Below are 22,834 nucleotides of genomic sequence, written 5' to 3'. Positions count from 1 at the left end.
GGACTCACCCTGCGGTCTGGCACGACCCCGGGGCCCGCGGCAAGGGCATGGCGACCTTCCGCACGGTTCTGAAAGGTTGGTTCCATGGAAGTCCGCAAGTCCCTGGTGGTCAACGCGACCCCGCTGGAGACGCGCATTGCCCTGCTTGAGAACGGCCAGCTCTGCGAGCTGTTCCTCGAGCGGACGATGAACAAGAGCCAGGTGGGGGATGTCTACAAGGGCCGGGTGGCCAAGTTGCTGCCGGGCATGCAGAGCGCCTTCGTCGGGATCGGGGGCCCCAAGGACGGGTTCCTCTACTTGGACGACCCCATGACCCAGCGCCTGGGCGCCGAGCTGTCCTCCGAGGAGGAGGGCGAGGAGCCCGCCGAGGACCTGCCGCCCCCGCCACCGCCCCTTCCTCCCCTGAAGGAGGGCGAGGAGACCCTGGTCCAGGTGGTGAAGGATCCCATCGGGTCCAAGGGCCCCCGCCTTTCCCGCCACCTCAGCTTCCCCGGCCGCTTCCTGGTCTTCATGCCGGGCATCGACCACATCGGCATCTCCCGCAAGATCACCGATCCCGAGGAGCGGGAGCGCCTCCGGGAGCTGATCCGCAGCCACGCCCAACCGGGCGAGGGGTTCATCGTCCGTACCGCCGCCATCGGGGAGAAGGACGAGGACCTGGTGGGCGACGTGGCCTTCCTCCGCCAGATGTGGCAGGAAATCCAGGCCAAGGCCGACCTCGTCCCCGCCCCGGGCCTCGTGTGGCAGGACCTGCGCCTGCTCCAGAAGGTCATGCGCGACATCTTCCGGGAGGAGGTCTCCACCTTCTGGGTGGACGACGCCGACGCCCATCGCGATGTCCTGGCCTTCGTCGAGAAGCTCCATCCCGACTGGGCGCCGCGGGTGAAGCGGTTCACGTCGGACCTGCCCATCTTCGAGGCCTTCGGGATCGAGGCCGAGATCGAATCCGCCCGCCAGCCCAAGGTCTTCCTCAAGCACGGCGGCTCCATCGTCCTCAACCAGACCGAGGCCCTCGTCAGCGTCGACGTGAACACCGGCAAGTTCGTGGGGAAGAAGGACCTGGAGGAGACTGTCTACCTGACCAACCTCGAGGCCATTCCGGAGATCGTGCGCCAGCTCCGGTTGAGGAACCTCGGGGGGATCGTCGTCATCGACTTCATCGACATGGTGGATCCCCTCCACCGGGAGGAAGTCCTGGCGCGGCTCCAGGAGGAGCTGAAGCGCGACCGCAACCACGCCCGGGCCGGCGGGATCTCCGAATTCGGCCTGGTGGAGCTCACCCGGAAGCGCACGGGCCCCTCGCTGGAGCGGCTGCTCACCACCCCCTGCCCCACCTGCGCCGGCACCGGCCGCCTCCAGAGCCCCGAGACCTCGCTTCTGAAGGCCTACCGCGAGCTGGTCCGCCTGGGCGACCGCCTGCGGGGCGCCGACGTCCGCCTGACGCTCCACCCTGACCTCGCCGGCTCCCTCCACCAGGAAGCCCGAGAAGGGCTGATGCAGCTTGCCCGCCTGCTGGGGGCCCGCGTCCAGTGGATCGAACGCGCCGACACCCCGCGGCACGCGGTGGTCATGGACCTCCAGCTCCCGGACTCCGCCTCCGCCAGCGCCTGACCTATCCCAAGCAGGTCGGACAGCGCATTCCGGCCTGGAGCCCTTCGATGAGTTCAGGGAGGCGATCCAGGGACCGGAGCTCGTAGAGGGGCGCGTCCGGATCGTGGGCGGGCCGCGGCCGAGCTTCCCGGTTCACCCAGATGGCGGTCCATCCGGCGGCGAGGGCCCCTTCCACGTCGTCCGTCCAGCTGTCCCCCACCATCGCGAGGTTGCCCGGAAACAGGCCCATGTGCCGCTGGACCGCCTCGAACGCGGCGGCTTCCGGCTTGAGCGCGCCCAGCGTGGCGCTGGTGTGGCGGATCCGGATGCGCTCGGAGATCCCCAGCCGGTCCAGCAACTCCAGGCCGAAGCTCTGGGTGTTGGACAGCAGCGCCACCCGCGCCAGGTCCCGCACCGCGCCCACCGCCTCCGGCGCCCCGGGAAAGCACTCGGCCCGCTCTCCGGCCTGCCGGAAGGCCTGGGCCATGGCTTCCACCTGGGCATCGTCCAACCCCGCGCGTTCCCGCCACGGTTCCAGGAAGGCCTCCACGGAGGCGTGGGCCCGAATCATCCCATCTCGCACCAGCGCCGGATAGAAGGGGGACTGGTCCGGCTTCAATAGGGCCTTCAACCGCTGGAAAGGGCTGCCGTCGGGACTGAAGACCAGGGTGTTCCACAGGTCGAAGACGACGGCGCGGATCATCGAGGCCCACCCCTCATCGGCCGCTCTCTTTCCGCGTCCGGAACGGAACGCCGAACTCCACACCCCATACCTCCAGGCGCGCGTCGCCGGCCAAGCTCCATTCCGCCGCCTCGCCCCGGAGAATCGCGCCGGAAAGGGGTTCCCAGGCGCTGCGCAGATCCGCGTAGCCCAGATCGATCTCGGCCCACAGGGTGCTGCGGCCGCTGGCCGCCACCTCCACCCCTTCGGGAAAACCCACCGACCCGATGGCGTAGTCCGTCCCGCGGGCCCGAAGGCGGAGCTCCCCCGCCACGCGACGGGTCCGGATCCGCTGGGCCGAGGGATTGTCCACGCCCACGTCCACCAGGACGCGGATCCGCGAGCGCTCCAGGGGGAACGCCAGCTCCACCCGGGGCTCGACTCGATCAAGGGAAAAGCGCAACTGGCGGGCGGCTTCCTCGTAGCGCAGGGCCGGATTGAGCGTCCCGCACCCTCCCAGGAGCAGCAGCGTCGCCGGTACCGCCACGAGTCGTCCCATCAGATGCCCCGATAGATCACGCAGTTGTCGGTGGTTTCGAAGACCTCGATCTGGCAGAGCTGGGGCAGTGCCGGTTTCAGCTGCTCCCAGATCCAGACGGAGATGTTTTCCGCGGTGGAGAGGGGGATCAAGTCGTTGAGGAAGCGATGGTCCAGCTTGGAGATCACCTTCTCCACCACCACTTTAGACAGATCGTCGAAGTCGATGATCATCCCCGTCTCCGGGTTCACCGCCCCTTCCAGCGACACGAACAGCTTGTAGCTGTGGCCATGCAGGTTCCGGCACTTGCCCGGATGGTTGTAGATGAAATGGGCGGCTTCGAACCAGTACTCTTTGCGCAGGATCATGGCACTCACGAAGAAAAGGCCCCGCGGAAGCGGGGCCCTTCATTCTACGCTTTCCGTCGGCTATTTGATGGCGTTCAGGATCAGCGCCAGGGGCGTCAGCGCCTGCAGGTTCTCCTGCCAGCTCACGTCGCGGCGGAAGCGCTGGGGCACGAGGACGGTGTCCCCGGGATCCACGTCCTTGCTGCCCACCCAGCTGTCGAGGATGCGGCCGTCGGCCTTCAGGAGACGGATGTTCGAGGTGTCGGCGTTGCGGGTCGTCCCGCCGGCCAGCTTGATCAGGTCGGAGACCTTCATCCCCTTCCGAACCTTGTAGGTGGCGAAGGGACTCGCGGCCTCGCCGACGACGTACGCCGCCTCCGTCGCCCGGGGAATGATGATCTCGTCCCCATCCTGGAGTTCCACGTCAGCCTGCGCGTCGCCCTTGAGCGCACCGCCGAAGTCCACCACCATCCGGTTCAGGTTGCCCGCCAGCAGCCCGTGGAGGAGCGGGTTCTTCAGGAGCTGACCCGTGGTGGGCTGGCGCTTGGTCTCGTTCAGGCGCTCCAGGATCTCGTTGACGCCCTTGGCGGTGGGATCCTTCCCGGCCAGCCCGGATTCCTCCGCCGCCCGCTGGAGGGAGGCGTCCTGGGTGCTCAGACGGCGGAGGAAGATCCCGGCGTGGGGCATCGCTTCCGCGGTCAACCCGCCGGCCCGCTGGATGAGTGCGCTGAGGGAGGGCTTGGCGGAATCGAGGGCGTAGGAGCCGGGCCGCAGGACCTGGCCCGAGATCCGCACCGTGCGGTGGGGCTTGTAGTCGGGCTTCTCGAAGACACTCAGCTGATCGTCCTCCTGGACCCGGGGGTTGACCGCGTCATCCAGCAGCGCGACGGGACTAGCGGCTTCCGTGAACAGCAGTTTCGTCAGGTCCAGGCGGATGACCTCGCTGGGGCGGCCCTCCCGGGTCCGGGCCAATTCCGCCACGAGGCGGTCCGAGGACTTGGCGGGAACGCCGGCCCGGAACAGGAGATCCGAGGCCCGCATGCCCTCGTGGAAGGCATAGGTGCCAGGCCGCGCCACCGGACCCATCACGGTGACTGTCCGGGGAAGACGGAGCGCTTCCATCCGGAACAATTCAATCCGGTCCCGGTCCTCCAGGAGGAGGTTGTGGGTCGAATCTCCCGCCAAGGCCTTGTCCAGGTCGAAGGAAAGGAAGCGGGTGACCCCATCCACGCCCGTCCGTACCACCTCGCCTCGCAGGCGATAGGTGTCGGGCAGGACCTGGGAATCGCGGCGGAGCAGATCGCCTATCCTCAGCCCTTCCGTGCGGGCGAACATCCCGGGAACCCGGACCCACCCAGCGATCTGGACCAGGGCGCCCTGCCGATCCCGCTCGGGCAGGGCCGAAAGCACGTCCCCCCGCTGCAGGGCCGTCCGCGCCGCCGAAGCCAAAGCCACGTCCCGCCCGCTGAGGGCGCCGGAGGCCTCCCGCCGCCGCAACGTCAACGTGCCTGGGCCCGCCTCAGGCGCGAAGCCACCCGCGAAACGGAGGAGATCCGCCGCCGTCTCACCCTCACGGAGATCGAACTGCATACGGGGAGCGACCCCGGTCCGCTCCCACCGACGAAGCCAATCGGGAGCGGCTTCCTCTCCCTCGAGCGAGAAGACGGGCTCGTTGGTCTCGGGATTGATCCGCAGGCGATAGTCCCCGATGGGGGGTTCCTGCAGCGTGGCAAGCTGCCGCTTGAGCACGAAAAGACGATCTTCCAATGCGGCCCGCTCCGTGAGCGTGAGAGGCACTGGAGGTTGAACCGCCGCTACCGGAACGGCCTCACGCCCATCCGCTCGGAGCGCACGTTCCTCGGGCACCGACTCACTCATTGTCCGCTGGGGCGTCAGCTGCTCTTCGATGGCCTTGATTTCCCGCTGGATCCGCTCCCGCTGACTCTTCAGAGGATCCGTTACCGAGTCTTCCGTTTCCCGCTGCTCTCCCCGTTTGGCTGGTTTTTGGGGCTGGAGGGCCACCCGCTGGAAAGCGCCTTCCAGAAGCACCTGGTTCTGGGCGAGGGGAACGAAGAGGGTGTCGCCGTTCTGGAGAGCGATATTGGGATTGCCCAACCCTTCCGCCCGTAGCGGGTAGAGATCCAGACTGAACACCCGCTGTCCGCCTCGCATCACACGAATGTCCCGATAGCTTCCGGTCGCCGTGGGGCCCCCTGCGAGGCTAAGAATGTTCACGAGGGAGCTGAGGCTGGACACGAGGTAGCTGCCGGGCTTGTAGACTTCGCCCAGCACGAACACGCGCACTTCCCGGAGCTTGACCACCTGCAGATCCACCGTAGAGCGAGAAAAATTGCGGTTCACCAGTCCCTGTACCACCGTCTTGGCCTTGCCCAGGGTCAGCCCCCCGACTTTTGCGCTCCCCACCTTGGGAATGACGATCTCTCCCCGCCCATCCACTTGCACGGGAAGATCGAAGGTGGCGCTCCCGAAGACGTTCAAGTTCAATCGATCGCCCGTGCCCAGAACATAGTCCTCCGCAACGCCCCCTTCGGTGGCGGCGGAGCCCCGCTGGCGCATCAGGAACAGGTCCGCGGCGAAGCGGCGAGGTCCCTTCTCCTGCCGCTTGAGCGCCCGAATTTCCTCGTCCAGCTTCTCGTCCTCCGTGCGCTGGCGAAGCGTCTCCTCCGGAGAGACTCCCGAAAGGGGATTGACCGCGGAGCGCGTAGGAGTCGATTCGGGAGCTGCCGTTCCCACTCCCTGACTGGCAGCCGCCTGCTTCAACGCCTGAAGGTCCACTCCCTGGGGGAGTTGGGCCAAAAGGGCAGAAGCGGCCAGAAAGGGAATTACGGATCGGAAGTACGTGCGCATCAGGGCAGTCCTGTCGGAAGGGCCAGGAAGAAGGGAATCGTTCTTCAATGGGCGGAAAGACACGGGCTTCCAGTATGCCCCAACGCCCTTTCCCTCATTGAACTACAGCTGGGAATGCGATCCCGAAGGCTCCCGGGCCCCCGCCGGGGCCATGAAGGGGATGGCGCGCCGCACACGGGTAGGTGTAGATTCCTTCCCCTTTTCCAGTCGCGTCACCCGATCCTTGAACGCTTTGAAAGCCAACAGGAGCAGGAAGGCCAGTCCGAGCGCCGAGACGGCGTCTCCCCCGGGAATCCCAGAGGCCCGCAGCATGGGAAGTACCGCGACACCCAAGAGAATGGGAGTCGCTACCCAGGAACGGCCGCCCACCTGATCCATCATCCAGTGATGGAGGTGACTCCGGTCGGCGCCAGCAAGGGGCAGCCCCTTCCATCGGCGGATGCCCACCACCAGGCTCACATCGACGATGGGGTAAGCGAAGACCCACAACAGCAGGTTGGGGTCGCGCAACGCGAAGGCTTTCACCCCGAGGACGGCAAAGAAAGTCCCCAGCATGAGGGCCCCGCAATCCCCGAGGAAATGCCGGGCCTTGGGGAAGTTCAGGAGGAAAACCGCGGCCAGACCGCCCCATAGAAGCGCGGATTGTCCGCCGAGGTTCCAGCCAATGACGCCCAGCAGTAGGGCCGCGAAGCCCATGGACAGCCCATTGATACCGTCGATCAGGTTATAGGCCTGGGGAAGCGCCCAGAACCACAGAGCCATGAGAGGAAAGATCATGGCGGGATGATTGGGCAGATTGATTCCGCAAAGGGAGATGGTTCCTCCCGCCAGGGGAGAGGTCCGCACGACCTCCGCTGCGAGCAGCAGCGAAACCCCAAGGCCCGCCAAGGCCTTGTAGCGAGGGCGCAGGTTGAAGCGATCATCGAGCAATCCCACCAGTGCCATCGCGTGAATACCCATCCATTGAATTGCATTCAGGTGGAAGGGCATCCGTCCCGTAATTTGGGCCCCCGCGAACAGCAGCCAAAGGGCAAGGCCTCCCGTCCGGGCAATGGGGCGGGTGTGATGTTTGCGAGCCTCGTCGGGACGGTCCATCCATCCGAGAGGCCCCACCCAGCGGATCAGCCCCAGCGCAAGGCCTCCCCCAATCCCAATTCCCACCAAGGCTTCGATCCACATCGGCACAGCACCCTCGATAGCGACCTTCCCACCTCGATCCATCCGAAGAGGAGCATGAGGTCTTATCGTCCCAGATGGGCAAAACAGGACCAAGAGAAAAAGCCGTAAATCGATCAATCCTCCTTCGGTTTGTGCCACGCGTTCCGAGGTATTCCTGGAGAAGAAAACCGATTCTCCCCTGGTATGCTCAGAACTGCCGATTCATCCGTTCCCTTCGGCGGCGACCTCTGCAGGAAGCCCACTTCCCCGGCCCGACCGGCGGACGGGTTTCATGGAGCGATCGCGGGAGAGCTGGCCGCCGAGCCGGACTCAGGGGAACCCAAGGGGCCCAGGGCCCAGGAGATTTCATGAACGCACTGAAGTTCAACCCCACCACCGTCACGGCGGATCTGGGCGGGACGCCCATCAGCCTCGAGACCGGTCGCATCGCTAAGCAGGCCCATGGGGCCGTGATCGTCCGCCAGGGCGACACGATGGTCCTCGTCGCCGTCTGCTACGGCACGCCCCGGGAAGGCATCGACTTCTTCCCCCTCACCGTGGACTACCGCGAGCCCGTTCTGGCCGCCGGCAAGATCCCCGGAGGCTGGTTCAAGCGCGAGGGCCGCCCCACCACCAAGGAGACTCTCACCTCCCGCCTCATCGACCGCCCGCTGCGCCCCCTCTTTGAAGAGGGCTACAACGGCGACACGATGATCACCGCCCAGGTGCTCAGCTACGACGGCCAGCACGCCCCCGAGACCCTGGCCATGGTTGGCGCCTCCGCAGCCCTGATCATCAGCGAGATCCCCTTCGTGAATCCCGTGGGCGGCGTCCGCGTGGGCCGCGTCAACGGCCAGCTCATCGTGAACCCCACGGTGGACCAGCGTGCTGAAAGCGACATCGATCTCCTGGTGGCCGGCACGGCCGACGCCCTGGTGATGGTGGAGTGCGGCGCCAAGGAAGTGCTGGAAGCCGACATGGTGAAGGCCCTGGCCTTCGGCCACGACCAGATCAAGACCCTCGTGAAGCTCCAGAAGGACCTGCAGGCCAAGGTGGGCAAGCCCAAGGTCGCCGCCGCCAAGGCCGAGCGCAACGACGCGCTCTACAACGAAGTGGCCGCCGGCTTCGCCGAGAAGCTGTTCGCGGCCCTCACGATGAAGGTGAAGATCGAGAGCTACAAGGCCATCGACCTCCTCAAGAAGGAAGCCGTGGCCCAGTTCTGCGCCGACAAGCCCGAACTGAAGAAGGAGACGGTCGCCTGCTTCGACGAACTCAAGGAGACCCTCTTCCGCAACGCCATCCTTAAGCAGGGCGTGCGCCTGGACGGTCGCAAATTCGACCAAATCCGCCCCCTCAACATCGAGGTCGGCGTCCTTCCCTCCGCCCACGGCAGCTGCCTCTTCACCCGCGGCGAGACCCAGGCCCTCGTCACCACCACCCTGGGCACCATCAACAACGTCCAGATCATCGACGGGCTGGAAGAGGAGTACAAGAAGAAGTTCTACCTCCACTACAACTTCCCCGGCTACAGCGTGGGCGAGTGCAAGCCCAACCGCGGGCCCGGCCGCCGCGAGATCGGGCACGGGATGCTGGCCGAGCGCAGCCTGTTCGCGGTGCTCCCTTCCGCCGATGAGAATCCCTACACCGTGCGCGTGGTCTCCGACATCACCGAGAGCAACGGGTCGTCCAGCATGGCCACCATCTGCGGCGGCACCCTGGCCCTGATGGACGCCGGCATCAAGCTCAAGGCCCCCGTGGCCGGCGTGGCCATGGGCCTCGTCAGCGACGGCGACAAGTTCGTCGTCCTCTCCGACATCGCCGGTCAGGAGGACCACTACGGCGACATGGACTTCAAGGTCGCCGGTACGGACAAGGGCATCACCGCCCTTCAGATGGACATCAAGATCGGCGGCATCACCACCGAGATCCTGACCAAGGCCCTCGACCAGGCCAAGACCGGCCGCCTGCACCTGCTCGAGCAAATGGGCCAGGTACTCGCCATGCCGCGCGCCGAGTACGCCAAGAACGCCCCCCAGATGCACAGCATCCAGCTCCCCAAGGAGAAGATCCGCGACGTCATCGGCAAGGGCGGCGCCACCATCCGCAACATCATCGAAGTGAGCGGCTGCGAAGTGAACATCGACGATGACGGCCTCTGTCAGGTCGCCGGTCCGACCCAGGAGAAGCTGAACATCGCCCTCAAGATGATCGGCGACCTCATCCAGACCGCTGAAGTCGGGAAGACCTACCTCGGCAAGGTTGCCAAGGTCGTCGAGTTCGGTGCCTTCGTCACCATCCTCCCCGGCCTGGACGGCCTCCTGCACGTCAGCGAGATCGCCCACCACCGCGTCAAGGACCCCGCCGACGAACTGAATGAAGGCCAGGAAGTCATGGTCAAGTGCATCGGCATCGACGAGAAGAACGGCAAGATCAAGCTCAGCCGGAAGGTGCTCATTCCCAAACCCGAAGGAACGGAAGAAGAGCCGGTCAGCGAAGGCGGCGAGGAAGCCCGCCGCGAGCGGCGTCCCCGGCCTCGGCGGGATCGCTAGGGCTCAGGGATTAGAGAGTTAAGAAGGCACCCACCAACGTTCAGTGTTTAGTGGCGAGGTTACCCGTGGATCGCACCACCCATCCAAAGCGTGCTTATCAGATCTGTTCGAACTGCATCATGGACACCAGTGACTCGAACATACGATTCGATGACCGCGGGTGGTGCGACTACTGCAGTAACTACCACCAGAACATTGTTCCGAATTGGCATCCCGACGAACGGGGTGCGCGGGAACTGGCCGCCATCGCCGATCAGATCCGAAAGGATGGACGCGGACGGGATCATGATTGCCTCATTGGAATCAGTGGGGGTGTGGACAGCTCTTACGTCACCTACCTGGCCAAGGAGAAGATGGGGCTCAAGCCTCTGCTATTCCATGTAGATGCAGGATGGAACTCCCAGCAGGCTGTCAACAACATCGAGAAACTGGTCGATGGGCTCGGAGTGGATCTCCACACCGAGGTTATCGACTGGCTCGAGATGAAAGACCTGCAGCTCGCTTTCTTCAAGGCACAGGTTCCTCACCTTGATACACCGCAGGACCACGCCTTCTTCGCGGGCTTATACAATTTCGCAGCCAAGCACGGGTTCAAGTACATCCTCACCGGCGCCAATTACTCCACCGAGTGCGTCCGGGAGCCCCTAGAATGGCACTACCACGCTTCGGACCTCAGGCAACTGCTCGACATTCATCGCATCCATGGCACGCGCCCGCTGACGACCTTCCCCCTGGCTGACATCTTCAAGTACAAGCTCTACTTTCGGTTCGTCAAAGGCGTACGGGTCGTCAAGCCGTTGAACTGCGTCCCCTTCCACAAGGAGGAGGCCATGCAGGAATTGGTGGATCGCTTCGAATGGCAGAAATATGCCCATAAGCACTATGAGTCCAGGTTCACTCGGTTCTATGAAGGATTCTGGCTCCCGCGCAAATTTGGCTACGACAAACGACGGGCGCACTTCTCGAGCCTAATTCTCACCGGACAGCTGACTCGCGAGAATGCGTTGCGCAAGGTTTCCGAACCAGCCTACAGCGAAGAAACCATTGCCCAGGATTTCGAATACATCGCGACGAAGCTCGATCTCACTGTCGCGGAACTCCAGCAGATCATGGATAGCCCCAATAAGACCTACCGAGACTACAAGAACAGCATGGCTATGATCGATTTTGGGACGCAGGTCCTTCGGGCGGTCGGCATCCAGCGGGCCATCATCCGATGATTACCATCGTCGACTATGGCCTGGGGAACATCCAAGCATTCGCCAATGTCTACAAGCGCCTCAACATGGCAGTTCGATTCGCCCGAGAAGCCAAGGATCTCGATGGATCCCAGCGCATCATCCTTCCGGGCGTCGGAGCCTTCGATCATGCCATGGAGCGACTGGATCGATCGGGTATGCGAGCCTCCCTCCATGATCTGGTGACGAACAGAGGGATCCCCGTTCTTGGGATCTGCGTGGGCATGCAAATGTTGGCGAAATCCAGCGAGGAGGGTGTCACTCCGGGGCTTTCCTGGATCACGGGGAGGGTTCGGAATTTTCGTTCCGTCCCCCGCCCCGACCATCTCCCGCTTCCCCATATGGGATGGAACGATGTTTACCCCATGGCCGGGAATCCGCTATTCCGTGGATTGGAGGAGGGGTCCCGCTTCTACTTCCTCCATTCCTTCTTCATGGAGTGCAACCACCCCAAAGACATTGCAGCCACCACCGAATACGGGTTCGATTTCCCATGCGCCGTCAACCATGACAACATTTACGGCGTCCAATTCCATCCCGAGAAGAGCCATCATTACGGACAGCAGCTCCTCAAGAATTTCGGAGAACTCTGACGATGCTCCGTCCCCGGATCATCCCTTGTCTGCTCGTCCACCAAGGTGGACTAGTCAAGACAGTTGAATTCAAGGCGCCGAGATACGTCGGCGATCCCATCAACGCGGTCAAAATCTTCAACGAAAAGGAAACGGACGAGCTGGCGGTCCTGGATATCGACGCCACGGTCCACCAAATCGAGCCTAATTTCAAACTGATTGCCAACCTGGCTGCCGAGTGTCGGATGCCTCTCTGCTACGGCGGCGGGGTCAAGAGGGCCGACCAGGCGAGAAAAATCATCGGGCTCGGGGTCGAAAAGGTGGCCATCAGTTCGGCCGCCATCGAACGCCCGGCCCTCATCCGTGAGGCCTCCAGCGAAATCGGAGCGCAGAGTGTCGTGGTGGTACTCGACGTCCGGTCCGGACCCAAGGGGGGCGTCTATGAGATCTGGACACACAACGGTCAGCGGAATACGGGACGATCCCTCGTGGATGTGGCCCAGGAAGTCGAATCACTCGGAGCTGGCGAAATCGTCATCAATGCGATCGACCGCGATGGGATCGGAAAGGGATATGACCTCGATCTGGCACGAACCGTCCGCCAAGCCGTCCATGTTCCCATCACTCTTCTCGGCGGGGCTGGATCCCTCCATGACATTCGCCTTCTCGTAGAGGCTTGTGGAATCGTGGGTGCCGCCGCCGGCAGCCTATTCGTGTTCAAAGGGCCCTATCGTGCCGTCTTGATCAACTATCCGAACCCTTCCGCCAAGGACGAGCTTGTCATGAAGGCCCTCCCTACACATTGACCCGTGCCGCTAGGCGAGTCCTCATTCCCGTCCCAGGACCATACGAGGCATTCCATGTTTCAAAACCGCACACTCTTGATCACCGGTGGAACCGGCTCTTTCGGAAACGCGGTCCTTCGCCGGTTTCTCGATTCCGATCTGGCCGAGATCCGCATCTTCAGTCGGGACGAGAAGAAGCAGGATGATATGCGGAAGAAATACAACAATAGTAAAATAAAGTTCTACATTGGAGATGTGAGAGATCCCAGGAGCGTCAAGTCGGCCATGCGTGGGGTGGACTACTGCTTCCACGCCGCCGCCCTCAAACAGGTCCCCTCCTGTGAGTTCTACCCCATGGAGGCCGTCCGAACAAATGTGATGGGCACCGAAAATGTGCTGGAAGCCGCCATCGATGCGCGTGTGAAGCGCGTCGTGTGCCTGAGTACCGACAAGGCCGTCTATCCGATCAATGCCATGGGCATCTCCAAAGCCATGCTTGAGAAGGTCATGGTGGCCACTTCCCGCAACCTGGAGCAGACGGAAACGGTGATCTGCGGGACCCGGTACGGAAACGTCATGGCCTCGCGGGGTTCGGTCATTCCACTGTTCGTGGAGCAGGTTCTAGCTGGAACGCCCATCACCATCACCGACTCAGCCATGACCCGCTTCATGATGACCCTGGAGGACGCGGTCGAATTGGTGATCTACGCCTTCACCCACGGCCGAAACGGCGACATTTTCGTCCAGAAGGCACCGGCTGCCACCATCAAGGTCTTGGCCCAGGCCATCCTCTCCCTGATGAAGCAGCGGGATCATCAGATTCGCGAGATCGGCACCCGCCACGGCGAAAAGCTCTACGAATCGCTCCTCACCCGGGAGGAACTCGCGGCCGCGGAGGATCTCGGGGGCTACTATCGCATTCCGCCGGACGCCCGCGATCTCAACTATGCCAAGTTCGTAGAGCAGGGCGAAACGTCCATCACCCTCGGTGAGGACTACAACTCACACAACACGCGCCGCTTGGATCAGACGGGCATGGAGGAACTCCTTTTGAAGCTCGAATTCATGCGGCGCATCGCCAACGGTCAACCGGCCGTAGCGGAGGCCTGAGACTCCATGATCATCCTCATCACGGGATCGAAGGGTTTCATCGGTCGCAACCTCATGCTCCGCCTGGGTGAAGTCGGCCATCGGGACATCCTGGAGATCGAAGCGGATTCCTCCAAGGAAGCCCTCCAGGAGGCGGTCCACAAAGCGGACGTGGTATTCCACCTCGCCGGAGTGAACCGGCCGACCGATCCGGCAGAATTCGCCACGGGCAACGCCGGCTTCACCGGCCAGTTGTGTGAAGCCCTTGCGGCCACCGGGCGGTCCATTCCCGTGATCTTCTCCTCCTCTATCCAGGCGGCCCTGGACAACCCTTACGGCTTGAGCAAGCGTCAGGCGGAGGGGGTGCTCCATGACTACGCCAGCACTACAGGGGCCTCGGTCCACCTGTTTCGGTTGGCCAACGTGTTCGGGAAATGGAGTCGGCCGAACTACAACTCCGCGGTGGCCACCTTCTGCCATAACGTCGCGCGGGCCCTGCCGATCACCATCCATGACCCCTCGGCCCCGCTCAGGCTGGTCTACATCGATGATGTCATCGACGCCTTCCTGCGCCTTCTGAGCTCGCCCCCCCCCTCCTCAGGTTTCCTTGAGGCCGGTCCCGTCTTCGAGACCACGGTAGGCGAGGTGGCCGGACTCATTCGGTCTTTCCCCAAGAATCGGATTTCTCTCGCGGCTCCCCAGGCCGGCTCTGGACTCGTTCGGGCTCTCTACGCCACCTACCTCAGCCACCTCCCTCCGGAACACTTTGACTACCAAGTCCCCCGCCATGTGGATCTCCGGGGCGAATTCGCGGAAATGCTCAAGACTCACGACTGCGGCCAGTTCTCCTATTTCACGGCCCACCCCGGCATCACCCGCGGCGATCACTACCACCACACCAAGACCGAGAAATTCCTCGTCGTCCGGGGCACCGCCCGATTCGAATTCCGCCACATGGACACGGGACAGATCCACACCCTGACCGTCCCGGGCGGGGAGGGCCGAATCGTCGAGACCGTGCCCGGGTGGACGCACAATATCGCCAACATCGGCCAAGACGAGCTCATCGTGATGCTCTGGGCCAACGAAGCGTTCGACCGGGCCAGGCCGGACACGATCCCCATGAAGGTGATCCCGTGAAGAAGCTCAAGGTCGCCACCGTCGTCGGCACCCGTCCCGAGATCATCCGGCTATCCCGCGTTCTCGCTCGCCTCGACGAGCATTGCGACCATGTCCTCATCCACACCGGCCAGAACTACGACTACGAACTCAACCAGGTCTTCTTCGAAGATCTAGGTATCCGCCGGCCGGATCACTTCCTGAATAGCGCTACCGGCGGCGTAGCCGAAACGATCGGAAACATCATCACCTCCGTTGACAAGGTCCTTGCGGAGGTCAGGCCGGAGGCCCTCCTGGTCCTCGGCGATACCAACAGCTGTCTGGCGGCCATCCCGGCCAAGCGCCGGCAGATCCCCATCTTCCATATGGAAGCTGGCAATCGCTGCTTCGATCAACGCGTCCCGGAGGAAACCAATCGCCGGATCGTGGACCACACCGCCGATGTGAATCTCACCTACAGTTCCATCGCCCGCGAGTACCTGCTTCGGGAGGGCCTCCCCCCTGACCTCGTCATCAAGACCGGCAGCCCGATGTTCGAGGTGCTCGACCACTACCGCCCCCACATCGAGGCCTCCGACGCTCTCGTACGGCTCGGCCTGGAGGCCGGACGCTACTTCGTGGTGAGCGCCCACCGGGAAGAGAACATCGAGTCGCCCCGCGCCTTCGCCAAGCTGGTGGCGGTTCTGAACGCTCTGGCGACCGATTTCGACTTTCCCGTGATTGTCTCAACTCATCCCAGGACACGGAAACGCATCGAAGCCGAAGGCATCGCATTCTCCCCTCGAGTGTCCCTGCTCAAGCCGCTGGGATTCCACGACTACGTCCGACTTCAAATGTCGGCCAGAGTTGTGCTTTCCGATAGCGGAACCATCACGGAGGAATCTTCGATCCTGGGGTTTTCCGCCCTCAACCTTCGGGAAGCCCACGAGCGGCCGGAAGGCATGGAAGAGGCTGCCGTCATGATGGTCGGCCTAGAGGTGGACCGCGTCCGACAGGGCCTAGCCCTCCTTCAGAGTGGGGTGGATGGGAATTCCCCCAGGCCCCGGCTCGTTGCGGATTACAGCATCCCCGATGTTTCCCACAAGGTCGTCCGCATCCTCCACAGCTACACGGATTACGTGAACCGGGTAGTGTGGCGCAAATATACCTAGGAGCCAGCTTTGCGTCTCCTAGTGGTCACTCAGTATTTCTGGCCAGAGCCCTTCAGGATTAATGACCTGGTGGAGAATCTCGTCAGCCGGGGCCACCAGGTGACCGTGCTCACGGGGTACCCGAATTACCCCGAGGGTCAGATCTATCCCCCATTCAAAGCCTCTCCAGACGACTTCGACGAATACGCTAGGGCCAAAGTTGTGCGCGTCCCAATCCTCCCACGCGGCAAGGGCAACCTTCGCTTGGCGCTCAACTATCTCAGCTTCGTCCTCTCCGGCCTGTTGTTCGGAACCTGGCGCCTGCGCGGCCAGCCTTACGACGCGATCTTCGTATTCCAGACCTCCCCTATCACCGCTGCTCTACCCGCAATCTGGTTCCGCCGTCTGAAGCGGGCACCGATGCTGATGTGGGTGCTGGACCTCTGGCCAGAATCGCTCTCCGCCGTCGGCGTGCTGAAATCTCCACACCTTTTGGCATGGGTGGGTCACCTAGTATCATTCATTTACCAGCACTGCGATCGCATACTTATCCAATCTAGGGCTTTCTTCCCAAACATCGCCAGGTATACTGGGAACATCTCGAAAGTTCGTTATTTCCCCAGCTGGTCTGAGCCAATTTTTCACATCCCCCTAGAAGATGTGCCACTAGCCCCGGAGATGGTTCCATTTAAAAATACGTTCAATGTAATGTTCACAGGAAATATCGGGGAGGCTCAGGACTTTCCAACGATATTGAAGGCGGTTGAAATTCTAAAAGAACATGGCGATATCCGCTGGCTTATCGTTGGAGACGGACGAGCGGCGAGCTTTCTCAAGACCCAAATCGAGGAACGGAAGCTACAGAGCAGGATAATTCTCCTCGGTCGACATCCTCTGGAGCGAGTGCCCTCTTTTATGCGAGGAGCTCAGGCACTTCTCGTCACTCTTCGCCGCGAACCTATCTTCAGTCTGACGGTTCCAGGTAAGTTACAGACTTACTTAGCCACCGGTCTGCCACTTATTGGTATGTTAGATGGAGAAGGGGCACAAATTATTCTTGATTCCGGAGCCGGTTTTGCTTGCCCGGCCGGTGATGGAGTCGCCCTCGCGCAATGCATAAGAAACCTTGCCGATCTTCGTCGAGAGGTACGCGCTTCAATGGGACGACAAGGGCGTAAGTACTGCATTACTCATTTTGATCGGGAAAGCCTGATCTCCGACCTGGAAGCCTGGACGGAAGAACTTGTTGTTACTAATGTAGTTATTCCGTCGCGAGGTAGGACTCATCCCTAAGAAATAGAATAAGGATCTATAATAATCGTAGAAATAGGGCCACACTTGGAAGAGTTATTCCCCTTGATTCAAAACCCGCTGAAGTATATTTTCGATCTTTCTTGTAACGACGCCTGTGATGCATGTCGCCTTGGAGGAAGATGAGGTTTAATTGGCATCCAGATAACAGATCGGCGGAGGTACTATAATTTGCCAGGATAGAATTATCTACGGAACGGAGAACTCTGAAATCACCCCAATACATATGCAAAACAATTCGGGATGCTGATAAATCTCCGATCAAGCCTAGGATCTCCTGTAGTCTGATGATAGGATATCACTGCCCTCCTTGAGAGTCCTCTTGGCTCTCGCAACTCTTTCCTTTAACTCCCAGCGCCCATTGAAGAGATTCCCTGCTCATCACCCCGCTTCTCCCCTGATGCAACGCTGCTTTTCGGGGCTAGTGATCTATTACTGCTTTATTCAATATTGCATACCAACAGAGATGGAACTCGCGCGAGATTCTATCCTGTATGTCCTGACGCTGTTTCCTGTTTCCCTCTTTGCTATTCTTGGGACAATCCAAGCTTTGGTGAGGCGTGGAACGAAGACCTCAGGCGCATTGACGCTCGGCTTCACCGCCCTCGTCACTAGCGTGGCGCTCCTGCGCGGCGATATCGCGACTATCACTGCATGCGGATTAATCGGTTTAACCTTCTTCACAATCTTCTCCCTTGAACTCTCCGTTTCACCAACACTCTTAAACGGTCTTTTCCTCACCTCCGTGTTAGTTGGCATTACTTTGAACATCCTGGGTCTCGCCCCCTATGGAGCATGGCCAGGGACGGAACCCCTTGGTGAGCCCGTATTTCGAGCGGGGTTTACGCCATTTATTGCTACGACGGGTTTTTTTTCTGCCATTATTATCACTCTCAATGCCATTAAAAAAACCGCCCCTTTTCGAAGAATATGCCTAACCATAGGAGCCTATTTCCTCATTTTCTCCATGGTCCGGTCGGCCCTGATCGCGACCGGGTTCGCAATACTTTTTCTAATTCTAGTTCGCAGGAGGGTTATAGTTCGAACTTCTTTCCAGATGGTCTACCTTCCCCTAGCCATTCTCTGTTTGATCCTCCTCCTCCAAGCCGACCAGATCCTCTTCTACCTCTCCGATTGGGGGGGAGACACATTGAATCGGTTCTTATTCCGCTCTACCCAAAGCATCGGCAGCTCAGATGAAGCTAAGAAAAGCATATTCAGGGTGTGGCTATGGACCGAACATCTCCGCTTGGCTGGTCAGAATCCATTTTTTGGCATCGGCACTTTTAACCTCAAAAACGTGACAATTATGGATGAGTTATTGGAGGGGGCGACTACTGGATCCGAGGCTTGGTTGACAGGGATGTTCGCTCGAGTGGGAGCACCTCTCGCCCTTCTGATGGCGGACATCTGGAGTATGATCCATCGGGGTCTGGAAAAACCGATGGATCTTCTTCCCATGGGGACAGGCTTGATCCTTCTTACGGCCATGCTGGTCTATGGCAGCTTTCTAGCCCCCTATGACTTTCTCTTCCTAGTTCTCGCAGGACTGTTGGTCAAAGATGCCAACCATCGTCTACGATGAGGTTCTGCCCATTCACATAGCGAGACTCGTCGCTGAGGAGAAATACCAGAGCTCCCCCGAGGTCTGAAGCGTCCAGCATCCCCTTAGATTGTGCATAAATCTTGTACCGAGTTACAAACTCCTCGGGTTGTCTGTTCAAGATTCCTCCTGGACTCAAACAGTTGAATCGTATCGGACTCCCCTTGAAATACTTCGCAAAATATCGTTGTAGGTGCAGCAGAGCCGATTTGATCGCAGCGTATTCCACCGGCATCGTCATTCCGGTCCCCTCGTAGACGTCGAATCGGGGAGCGACTACACCATAGATCGATGAGAGGGAGACGATATTCCCAAACCCCTGGTCTCTAAAATACAGAGCAAACTGCTGGGTAGCCAGAAAGTAACCACCCAGGTGAAGACTCACATTCTCACAGAAGTCTTCATATTCTACTTCTTCGAGGCGTCGACCGTAATGCCCATTGCGGGGGTAGGCATTGTTCACTAAAGCATCGATCCGACCGTGGGCGACCGTCACTCTCTCCAATAGTCCGCGGACAGAGGCTTTGGATGTGATATCCAGGCTGTGGTAATCGGCATGCCCTGGGTATCCCTCGGCCTTTAGAGCTTCAATGGCCTCTAGCCCCCTAAAGGTGTCAATGTCGGTGAGCACCAAGATCGCTCCTTCCGCGATGATCGCGCGGGCCAGCGCCTGCCCAATCAAGCCCGCTCCACCCGTAAGCACCACCACCTTGTCTCGAAGCCTCTCCATTTCACCTCCTCCTATCTAACTCATATCCATACCACCGGATCGGATCCGAAGAAGTCTTCCTCACGCATGATTCAAAAATGGCTCCACTAAATTGAGAAACCTCAAGTCTCCATCCTGGGCCCAATATGCACCCATTTCTTTTTTGGCCTCACCGGGGGCTTGGGCAAGTCGTAGACGTTCGATGAGATCGGAAGCATCCTGAAAGCGGATGAAGATATCCCCATGGATGTGCTGGCGGCTCAACTCATTATCCAGGACAAAAGGGCGCTTACCGAAGGCCAGAGCTTCGTAGAGGGCTGTAGAAAAACAACCGACTACATATCGCGCAGCGCCGATGAGGCCGTAGATTGGCTCGGGCCCTGCTAATCGTACCTGAGGTATTCCCATCAACCGGGCGTACCGCCGCTCCGCAAAGGGCATCTCACCCGGATGCATCTTGAAGCAAATCCTGAGCGAGGGATCTTGCTCTGCTAAGGCAGAAATCAGGTCGATGTACGTCTGCGGATTCACACCATCTGAAATAACGAGGACATCCAGCTGGGGAGACAGAGCGCTCTTCGCTGCTTCTTCCTGCAAGTAGGAGAACCCCACTGGAACCTTCTCCACCGGAACCCGTATACAGTCCGACCAGTAAGAACCGAAAGTAAGGATGGTTTGTGGTAGATATACCGTATATGGGTGACTCTCGGTTACCTCCTTCGGATAGTTGTAGGCCGGATGGGCGGGAGAAATGAGGCCGTGCTGAAACTCTCCAGTTTGGATACCCATCTCTCGCGCAATTCTGAGAATGTATGCCCTGCGGCCGTAGCAGGCATTATCAAGACAAAGAAGCCGGGGCTGAGCTCGTTCTAAGATGCGCTTATATATATCATGATAATGCGGGAGGTTGCAAGCGAAACGAAGTAAATCCTCCCGTGCGGTTTCCCATAGCCCAAGAGGTGCTGGCTGGGGGAAATAGGCCTGCGTATATGCGATGAATGCATCGATCTCTTTCTTCCTATCCGGATTTCGGAGCCCACTGACACACCCTAAAATATTGGCCTGAATTTGGGCTAGATCGTGGTAGAGGACCGGCACTTCTCGCGGCCGACGGTAGGTCCACTGAAATGAATCCTCAATTATATTCACGCTACCTGGTGGCAAGATCCGCAAGAAATGGTCGTGGAGCCGGTTCCGGTAGACCTTCCCATGAAGCATGTTCACAGCCCCACTCGACAGAAAGAGGAGTGGTGCCTCCCGAACCCGAGTGGGGTGCCACCAGAGAGTCTGGGCAAGATACTTAGCCATGCGGAGGGGGTTTCCCCGCCCCCCTATGGCGTGGGCTGCCACTGTTCCAGTCGCTTGTTCTATGTAAGCAAGGAGGATAGGATGACGGATAAAAGGCCAGAAGAACATTTTCCCATCGGTTGAACAGGCATTGAACACTCCGGCCCGAACTTCACAGTCGAGCAGTTCGTCCAAGGTCCTCATTCGAGTTCCGTGGCGTACTGTTTCAGCAGGTTCCAAGGCAAGGGGCACGCCCGGGCGCTGGCAATCCAGACGAGCAAGAACTGCAATGCGAAGGATATGGCGACAGCTTGAGAGGCCCCTAAAGGACCACGAATTTTGATCAATCCATAGGTAAGACCGATGTGCAAAAATCCGATGCAAAAGGTGATTGTAGCCAAGACATGAGTCTTCTTAACGTATAGCAATTGGTTAACCACCATGAAGTACATCCCATTAAATGCGAAGGCCAAGCCAAACCAAAAGATATAAACTGTAGCTCCGGTAAACCTGGGGCCTAGGATGATCCCCGCCACTACCGGAGCGAAAACGGCAAGGAGACCTACTCCTACGAGAATAGCCCCAAAATATATGTATGTAATCCTGACAATTCGGATTTTGGCGGCTGCATCGTCCCCAGCCAGTTTCTCGAACAGATAGGGCATCCAAGCCCGATTGAACGCCGTGGCCGCTACTCCCAAGATCATCCCGATCTGGAATCCGGCAGCATAAAGGCCGGTTGCGGAGGCTCCGACCATAGATGTGAGGAAAAATCGATCAATTCCTGTAAGCACCCAACCAGAAAGAGAGTGAGGGATAAGTGGGGCGCCGAAACGCACAGCATCCTTCATGTCCCTAGCATTGGGGCGGGCCTGAAGATAGCCTCTCCGCCAGAGAATCACTAAACTGAGAGCGGCGAAGAGAAAAGAGGAAAAAGCCAGGGAAGCGAGCTGTCCGCGCCAGCCCCAGCGGAAAATTACGACCAGAAGGATAGTCAGCCCCACTCCAACAAATGTCTGTGCAAGTTGATAGATCACGAAGGGGAGAGGTCGCCTTTCGCACTGCCAAAGCACCAAGTTGATTTGGGTAACGAACTGAGCGGCCGACATAACCACGCCGGTAGCTAACCATCCCCAGCCAAGCCCCAGACGCGGTGCAAGCCAGGGAAAGATGGCGGTAGCTAGCAAAATGGATATACCGAGAGAGAGGGAAAGCACCCCCATTACAGAAGCGATGTAGGGCGGGAGATACTCCTTTCCCATCCGGAAATAGGCAACATTGACTGCTCCATGGGAGGATAGTCCGGTGAGCACCGCCATGATGTTTTGGAAGGCTAGGAAAGTTGCCACCAGTCCGTAGTCTGCCAGCGAAAAGAATCGAGTCAGAACAGGAAGAAGCAGGAAAGGCAGGGCTTTGCTGAGAATTTCCGCTCCGATAAAAAGAATGGAATGTCGCACTAAGGAATTCTCAAACAGCTTTTTCAAGGCTCCAAGTCGTAGCGGCAATACGTATCCCATCAAATTAATTTTCGGCTAAGCAAGTCGGTCAGCCATAAACTTGAACCGACTTCGCACTTGGGCAATCTCTGCAGGATCGATTTCTATCGTATAAACGCCTTCCTTACTACCACATTGGAGGAGAATCTCGCCGAGAGGAGAATGGACGCTGGAGTCCCCACTATAGGCCAATTCCGGATCTCTTCCAACACGGTTCACGCCCACGATGAAAACCTGGTTCTCAATCGCTCGGGCACGGAGCAGCGCCATCCAGTGCTCACGTCGAGATTCCGGCCAGTTGGCGATCACAATCATCATTTGACAGCGTTCAGCCATGGCCCAGAAGTCGTAGGGGAACCGTAGGTCGTAACAAATGGCAAACCCGGCCTCCACTCCGCCGAGGTCAAGGGTAAGGAGGCCCGAACCGGGTCGGTAGACTGCCTTTTCCCCTCCATGGCTGAAGAGATGTCGCTTGGCATAGGAACCCATGCGCCGGCCGGATGGCCCCACCACCATCAAACGGTTTTGATCTTCCTCCACCCCTCCGTAAACAACAAAGCAGGATGTTCTGGCGGCCAAGGACTTGAAGAAGGTATGGTCCTCAGCAGAAAGCGTAGCCCTTTCACGCTTCATGGAGAAACCAGTCAGCGTCATCTCTGGAAATACCAGAAGGTCGAAGCGGCCTTGGGTAGAATCCAGAAGCCTCTCAATGCGTGTCTTGCTATCTGTGGGCTTCTCCCAGACAGTGTCTAATTGGACCAAACCGATCCTCAAGCGCTCTCTC

19 protein-coding genes are annotated in these 22,834 nt (G+C 59.8%); 10 read left to right on the top strand and 9 right to left on the bottom strand.

Annotated elements, in window-relative coordinates; genetic code table 11:
* Window positions 1-84 precede the first annotated feature (84 nt).
* The gene (locus tag RAH39_RS01835; protein ID WP_306591100.1) at window positions 85-1,611 is read left to right on the top strand and encodes an Rne/Rng family ribonuclease; all 1,527 of its coding nucleotides are present in this window, start codon (window positions 85-87) and stop codon (window positions 1,609-1,611) included.
* A 1-nt stretch (window position 1,612) separates the two neighbouring features.
* On the opposite strand, the gene RAH39_RS01830 is transcribed toward RAH39_RS01835, so the two are convergent.
* The 5 genes from RAH39_RS01830 to RAH39_RS01810 all read right to left on the bottom strand — a co-directional run bounded on the left by RAH39_RS01830 (window position 1,613) and on the right by RAH39_RS01810 (window position 7,099).
* Window positions 1,613-2,293: an HAD family hydrolase gene (locus RAH39_RS01830; RefSeq protein ID WP_306591099.1), complete on the bottom strand. Its 681-nt coding sequence runs from the start codon at window positions 2,291-2,293 to the stop codon at window positions 1,613-1,615.
* A 13-nt stretch (window positions 2,294-2,306) separates the two neighbouring features.
* Entirely contained in the window at window positions 2,307-2,810 is a 504-nt protein-coding gene (locus tag RAH39_RS01825) for a hypothetical protein (RefSeq protein ID WP_306591098.1), read from the bottom strand.
* On the bottom strand, window positions 2,810-3,157 hold the full coding sequence (gene queD, locus RAH39_RS01820) for a 6-carboxytetrahydropterin synthase QueD (RefSeq protein WP_306591097.1): 348 nt from the start codon (window positions 3,155-3,157) through the stop codon (window positions 2,810-2,812). Before queD ends, RAH39_RS01825 begins: the two co-directional genes overlap by 1 nt.
* Before the next feature lie 60 nt (window positions 3,158-3,217).
* Window positions 3,218-5,890 (bottom strand): SLBB domain-containing protein, encoded by a 2,673-nt coding sequence (locus tag RAH39_RS01815; RefSeq protein ID WP_306591096.1) that lies wholly within the window; start codon window positions 5,888-5,890, stop codon window positions 3,218-3,220.
* A gap of 216 nt (window positions 5,891-6,106) precedes the next feature.
* A complete protein-coding gene (locus RAH39_RS01810; protein ID WP_306591095.1) occupies window positions 6,107-7,099 on the bottom strand; it encodes an MraY family glycosyltransferase in 993 nt (330 codons plus the stop codon).
* Between the two features lie 431 nt (window positions 7,100-7,530).
* On the opposite strand from RAH39_RS01810, the gene pnp reads away from it, so the two are divergent.
* From pnp to RAH39_RS01765, 9 genes are all read left to right on the top strand, one after another.
* Window positions 7,531-9,711, top strand: coding sequence for a polyribonucleotide nucleotidyltransferase (gene pnp / locus RAH39_RS01805; protein ID WP_306591094.1), 2,181 nt, complete (start codon window positions 7,531-7,533; stop codon window positions 9,709-9,711).
* Between the two features lie 65 nt (window positions 9,712-9,776).
* Window positions 9,777-10,931, top strand: a complete 1,155-nt coding sequence (locus RAH39_RS01800; protein WP_306591093.1) for an N-acetyl sugar amidotransferase — start codon at window positions 9,777-9,779, stop codon at window positions 10,929-10,931.
* Window positions 10,928-11,542 carry an imidazole glycerol phosphate synthase subunit HisH gene (hisH, locus tag RAH39_RS01795; RefSeq protein WP_306591092.1) on the top strand — a complete coding sequence of 205 codons (615 nt, stop codon included), beginning with the start codon at window positions 10,928-10,930 and terminating at the stop codon, window positions 11,540-11,542. The genes RAH39_RS01800 and hisH overlap by 4 nt, the downstream gene beginning before the upstream one ends.
* A gap of 2 nt (window positions 11,543-11,544) precedes the next feature.
* On the top strand, window positions 11,545-12,327 hold the full coding sequence (locus RAH39_RS01790; protein WP_306591091.1) for an AglZ/HisF2 family acetamidino modification protein: 783 nt from the start codon (window positions 11,545-11,547) through the stop codon (window positions 12,325-12,327).
* A 54-nt stretch (window positions 12,328-12,381) separates the two neighbouring features.
* Window positions 12,382-13,416 carry a polysaccharide biosynthesis protein gene (locus RAH39_RS01785; RefSeq protein ID WP_306591090.1) on the top strand — a complete coding sequence of 345 codons (1,035 nt, stop codon included), beginning with the start codon at window positions 12,382-12,384 and terminating at the stop codon, window positions 13,414-13,416.
* Between the two features lie 6 nt (window positions 13,417-13,422).
* A complete protein-coding gene (locus RAH39_RS01780; protein WP_306591089.1) occupies window positions 13,423-14,535 on the top strand; it encodes a UDP-2-acetamido-2,6-beta-L-arabino-hexul-4-ose reductase in 1,113 nt (370 codons plus the stop codon).
* The gene (wecB, locus tag RAH39_RS01775; RefSeq protein WP_306591088.1) at window positions 14,532-15,665 is read left to right on the top strand and encodes a non-hydrolyzing UDP-N-acetylglucosamine 2-epimerase; all 1,134 of its coding nucleotides are present in this window, start codon (window positions 14,532-14,534) and stop codon (window positions 15,663-15,665) included. The genes RAH39_RS01780 and wecB overlap by 4 nt, the downstream gene beginning before the upstream one ends.
* 21 nt (window positions 15,666-15,686) lie before the next feature.
* Complete coding sequence (locus RAH39_RS01770) at window positions 15,687-16,937, top strand: glycosyltransferase family 4 protein (RefSeq protein WP_306592097.1); 1,251 nt, start codon at window positions 15,687-15,689, stop codon at window positions 16,935-16,937.
* 442 nt (window positions 16,938-17,379) lie between these two features.
* Window positions 17,380-18,540 (top strand): O-antigen ligase family protein, encoded by a 1,161-nt coding sequence (locus RAH39_RS01765; RefSeq protein ID WP_306591087.1) that lies wholly within the window; start codon window positions 17,380-17,382, stop codon window positions 18,538-18,540.
* Here the strand turns inward: RAH39_RS01765 and RAH39_RS01760 are convergent.
* From RAH39_RS01760 to RAH39_RS01745, 4 genes are all read right to left on the bottom strand, one after another.
* Complete coding sequence (locus RAH39_RS01760; protein ID WP_306591086.1) at window positions 18,512-19,288, bottom strand: oxidoreductase; 777 nt, start codon at window positions 19,286-19,288, stop codon at window positions 18,512-18,514. The two genes, RAH39_RS01765 and RAH39_RS01760, sit on opposite strands and share 29 nt — an antisense overlap.
* 60 nt (window positions 19,289-19,348) lie before the next feature.
* Entirely contained in the window at window positions 19,349-20,365 is a 1,017-nt protein-coding gene (locus tag RAH39_RS01755) for a hypothetical protein (RefSeq protein WP_306591085.1), read from the bottom strand.
* Between the two features lie 389 nt (window positions 20,366-20,754).
* Window positions 20,755-22,038, bottom strand: a complete 1,284-nt coding sequence (locus tag RAH39_RS01750; protein WP_306591084.1) for a lipopolysaccharide biosynthesis protein — start codon at window positions 22,036-22,038, stop codon at window positions 20,755-20,757.
* Window positions 22,039-22,086: 48 nt separating this feature from the next.
* Complete coding sequence (locus tag RAH39_RS01745; protein ID WP_306591083.1) at window positions 22,087-22,824, bottom strand: nitrilase-related carbon-nitrogen hydrolase; 738 nt, start codon at window positions 22,822-22,824, stop codon at window positions 22,087-22,089.
* Window positions 22,825-22,834: the final 10 nt, after the last annotated feature.

It is taken from the genome of Geothrix sp. 21YS21S-4, assembly GCF_030845995.1.
In the GTDB taxonomy this organism is placed as follows: domain Bacteria; phylum Acidobacteriota; class Holophagae; order Holophagales; family Holophagaceae; genus Geothrix.
Note: the sequence above shows the minus strand (reverse complement) of the source record. Positions and strands in the feature narration are given on the sequence as shown.

Coding starts and splice junctions, on each gene's coding strand:
- RAH39_RS01790 (WP_306591091.1), top strand. CDS start 11,545: ATGCTCCGTCCCCGGATCATCCCTTGTCTGCTCGTCCACCAAGGTGGA.
- RAH39_RS01785 (WP_306591090.1), top strand. CDS start 12,382: ATGTTTCAAAACCGCACACTCTTGATCACCGGTGGAACCGGCTCTTTC.
- pnp (WP_306591094.1), top strand. CDS start 7,531: ATGAACGCACTGAAGTTCAACCCCACCACCGTCACGGCGGATCTGGGC.
- RAH39_RS01760 (WP_306591086.1), bottom strand. CDS start 19,288: ATGGAGAGGCTTCGAGACAAGGTGGTGGTGCTTACGGGTGGAGCGGGC.
- RAH39_RS01810 (WP_306591095.1), bottom strand. CDS start 7,099: ATGGACCGTCCCGACGAGGCTCGCAAACATCACACCCGCCCCATTGCC.
- hisH (WP_306591092.1), top strand. CDS start 10,928: ATGATTACCATCGTCGACTATGGCCTGGGGAACATCCAAGCATTCGCC.
- RAH39_RS01780 (WP_306591089.1), top strand. CDS start 13,423: ATGATCATCCTCATCACGGGATCGAAGGGTTTCATCGGTCGCAACCTC.
- RAH39_RS01835 (WP_306591100.1), top strand. CDS start 85: ATGGAAGTCCGCAAGTCCCTGGTGGTCAACGCGACCCCGCTGGAGACG.
- RAH39_RS01825 (WP_306591098.1), bottom strand. CDS start 2,810: ATGGGACGACTCGTGGCGGTACCGGCGACGCTGCTGCTCCTGGGAGGG.
- RAH39_RS01830 (WP_306591099.1), bottom strand. CDS start 2,293: ATGATCCGCGCCGTCGTCTTCGACCTGTGGAACACCCTGGTCTTCAGT.
- queD (WP_306591097.1), bottom strand. CDS start 3,157: ATGATCCTGCGCAAAGAGTACTGGTTCGAAGCCGCCCATTTCATCTAC.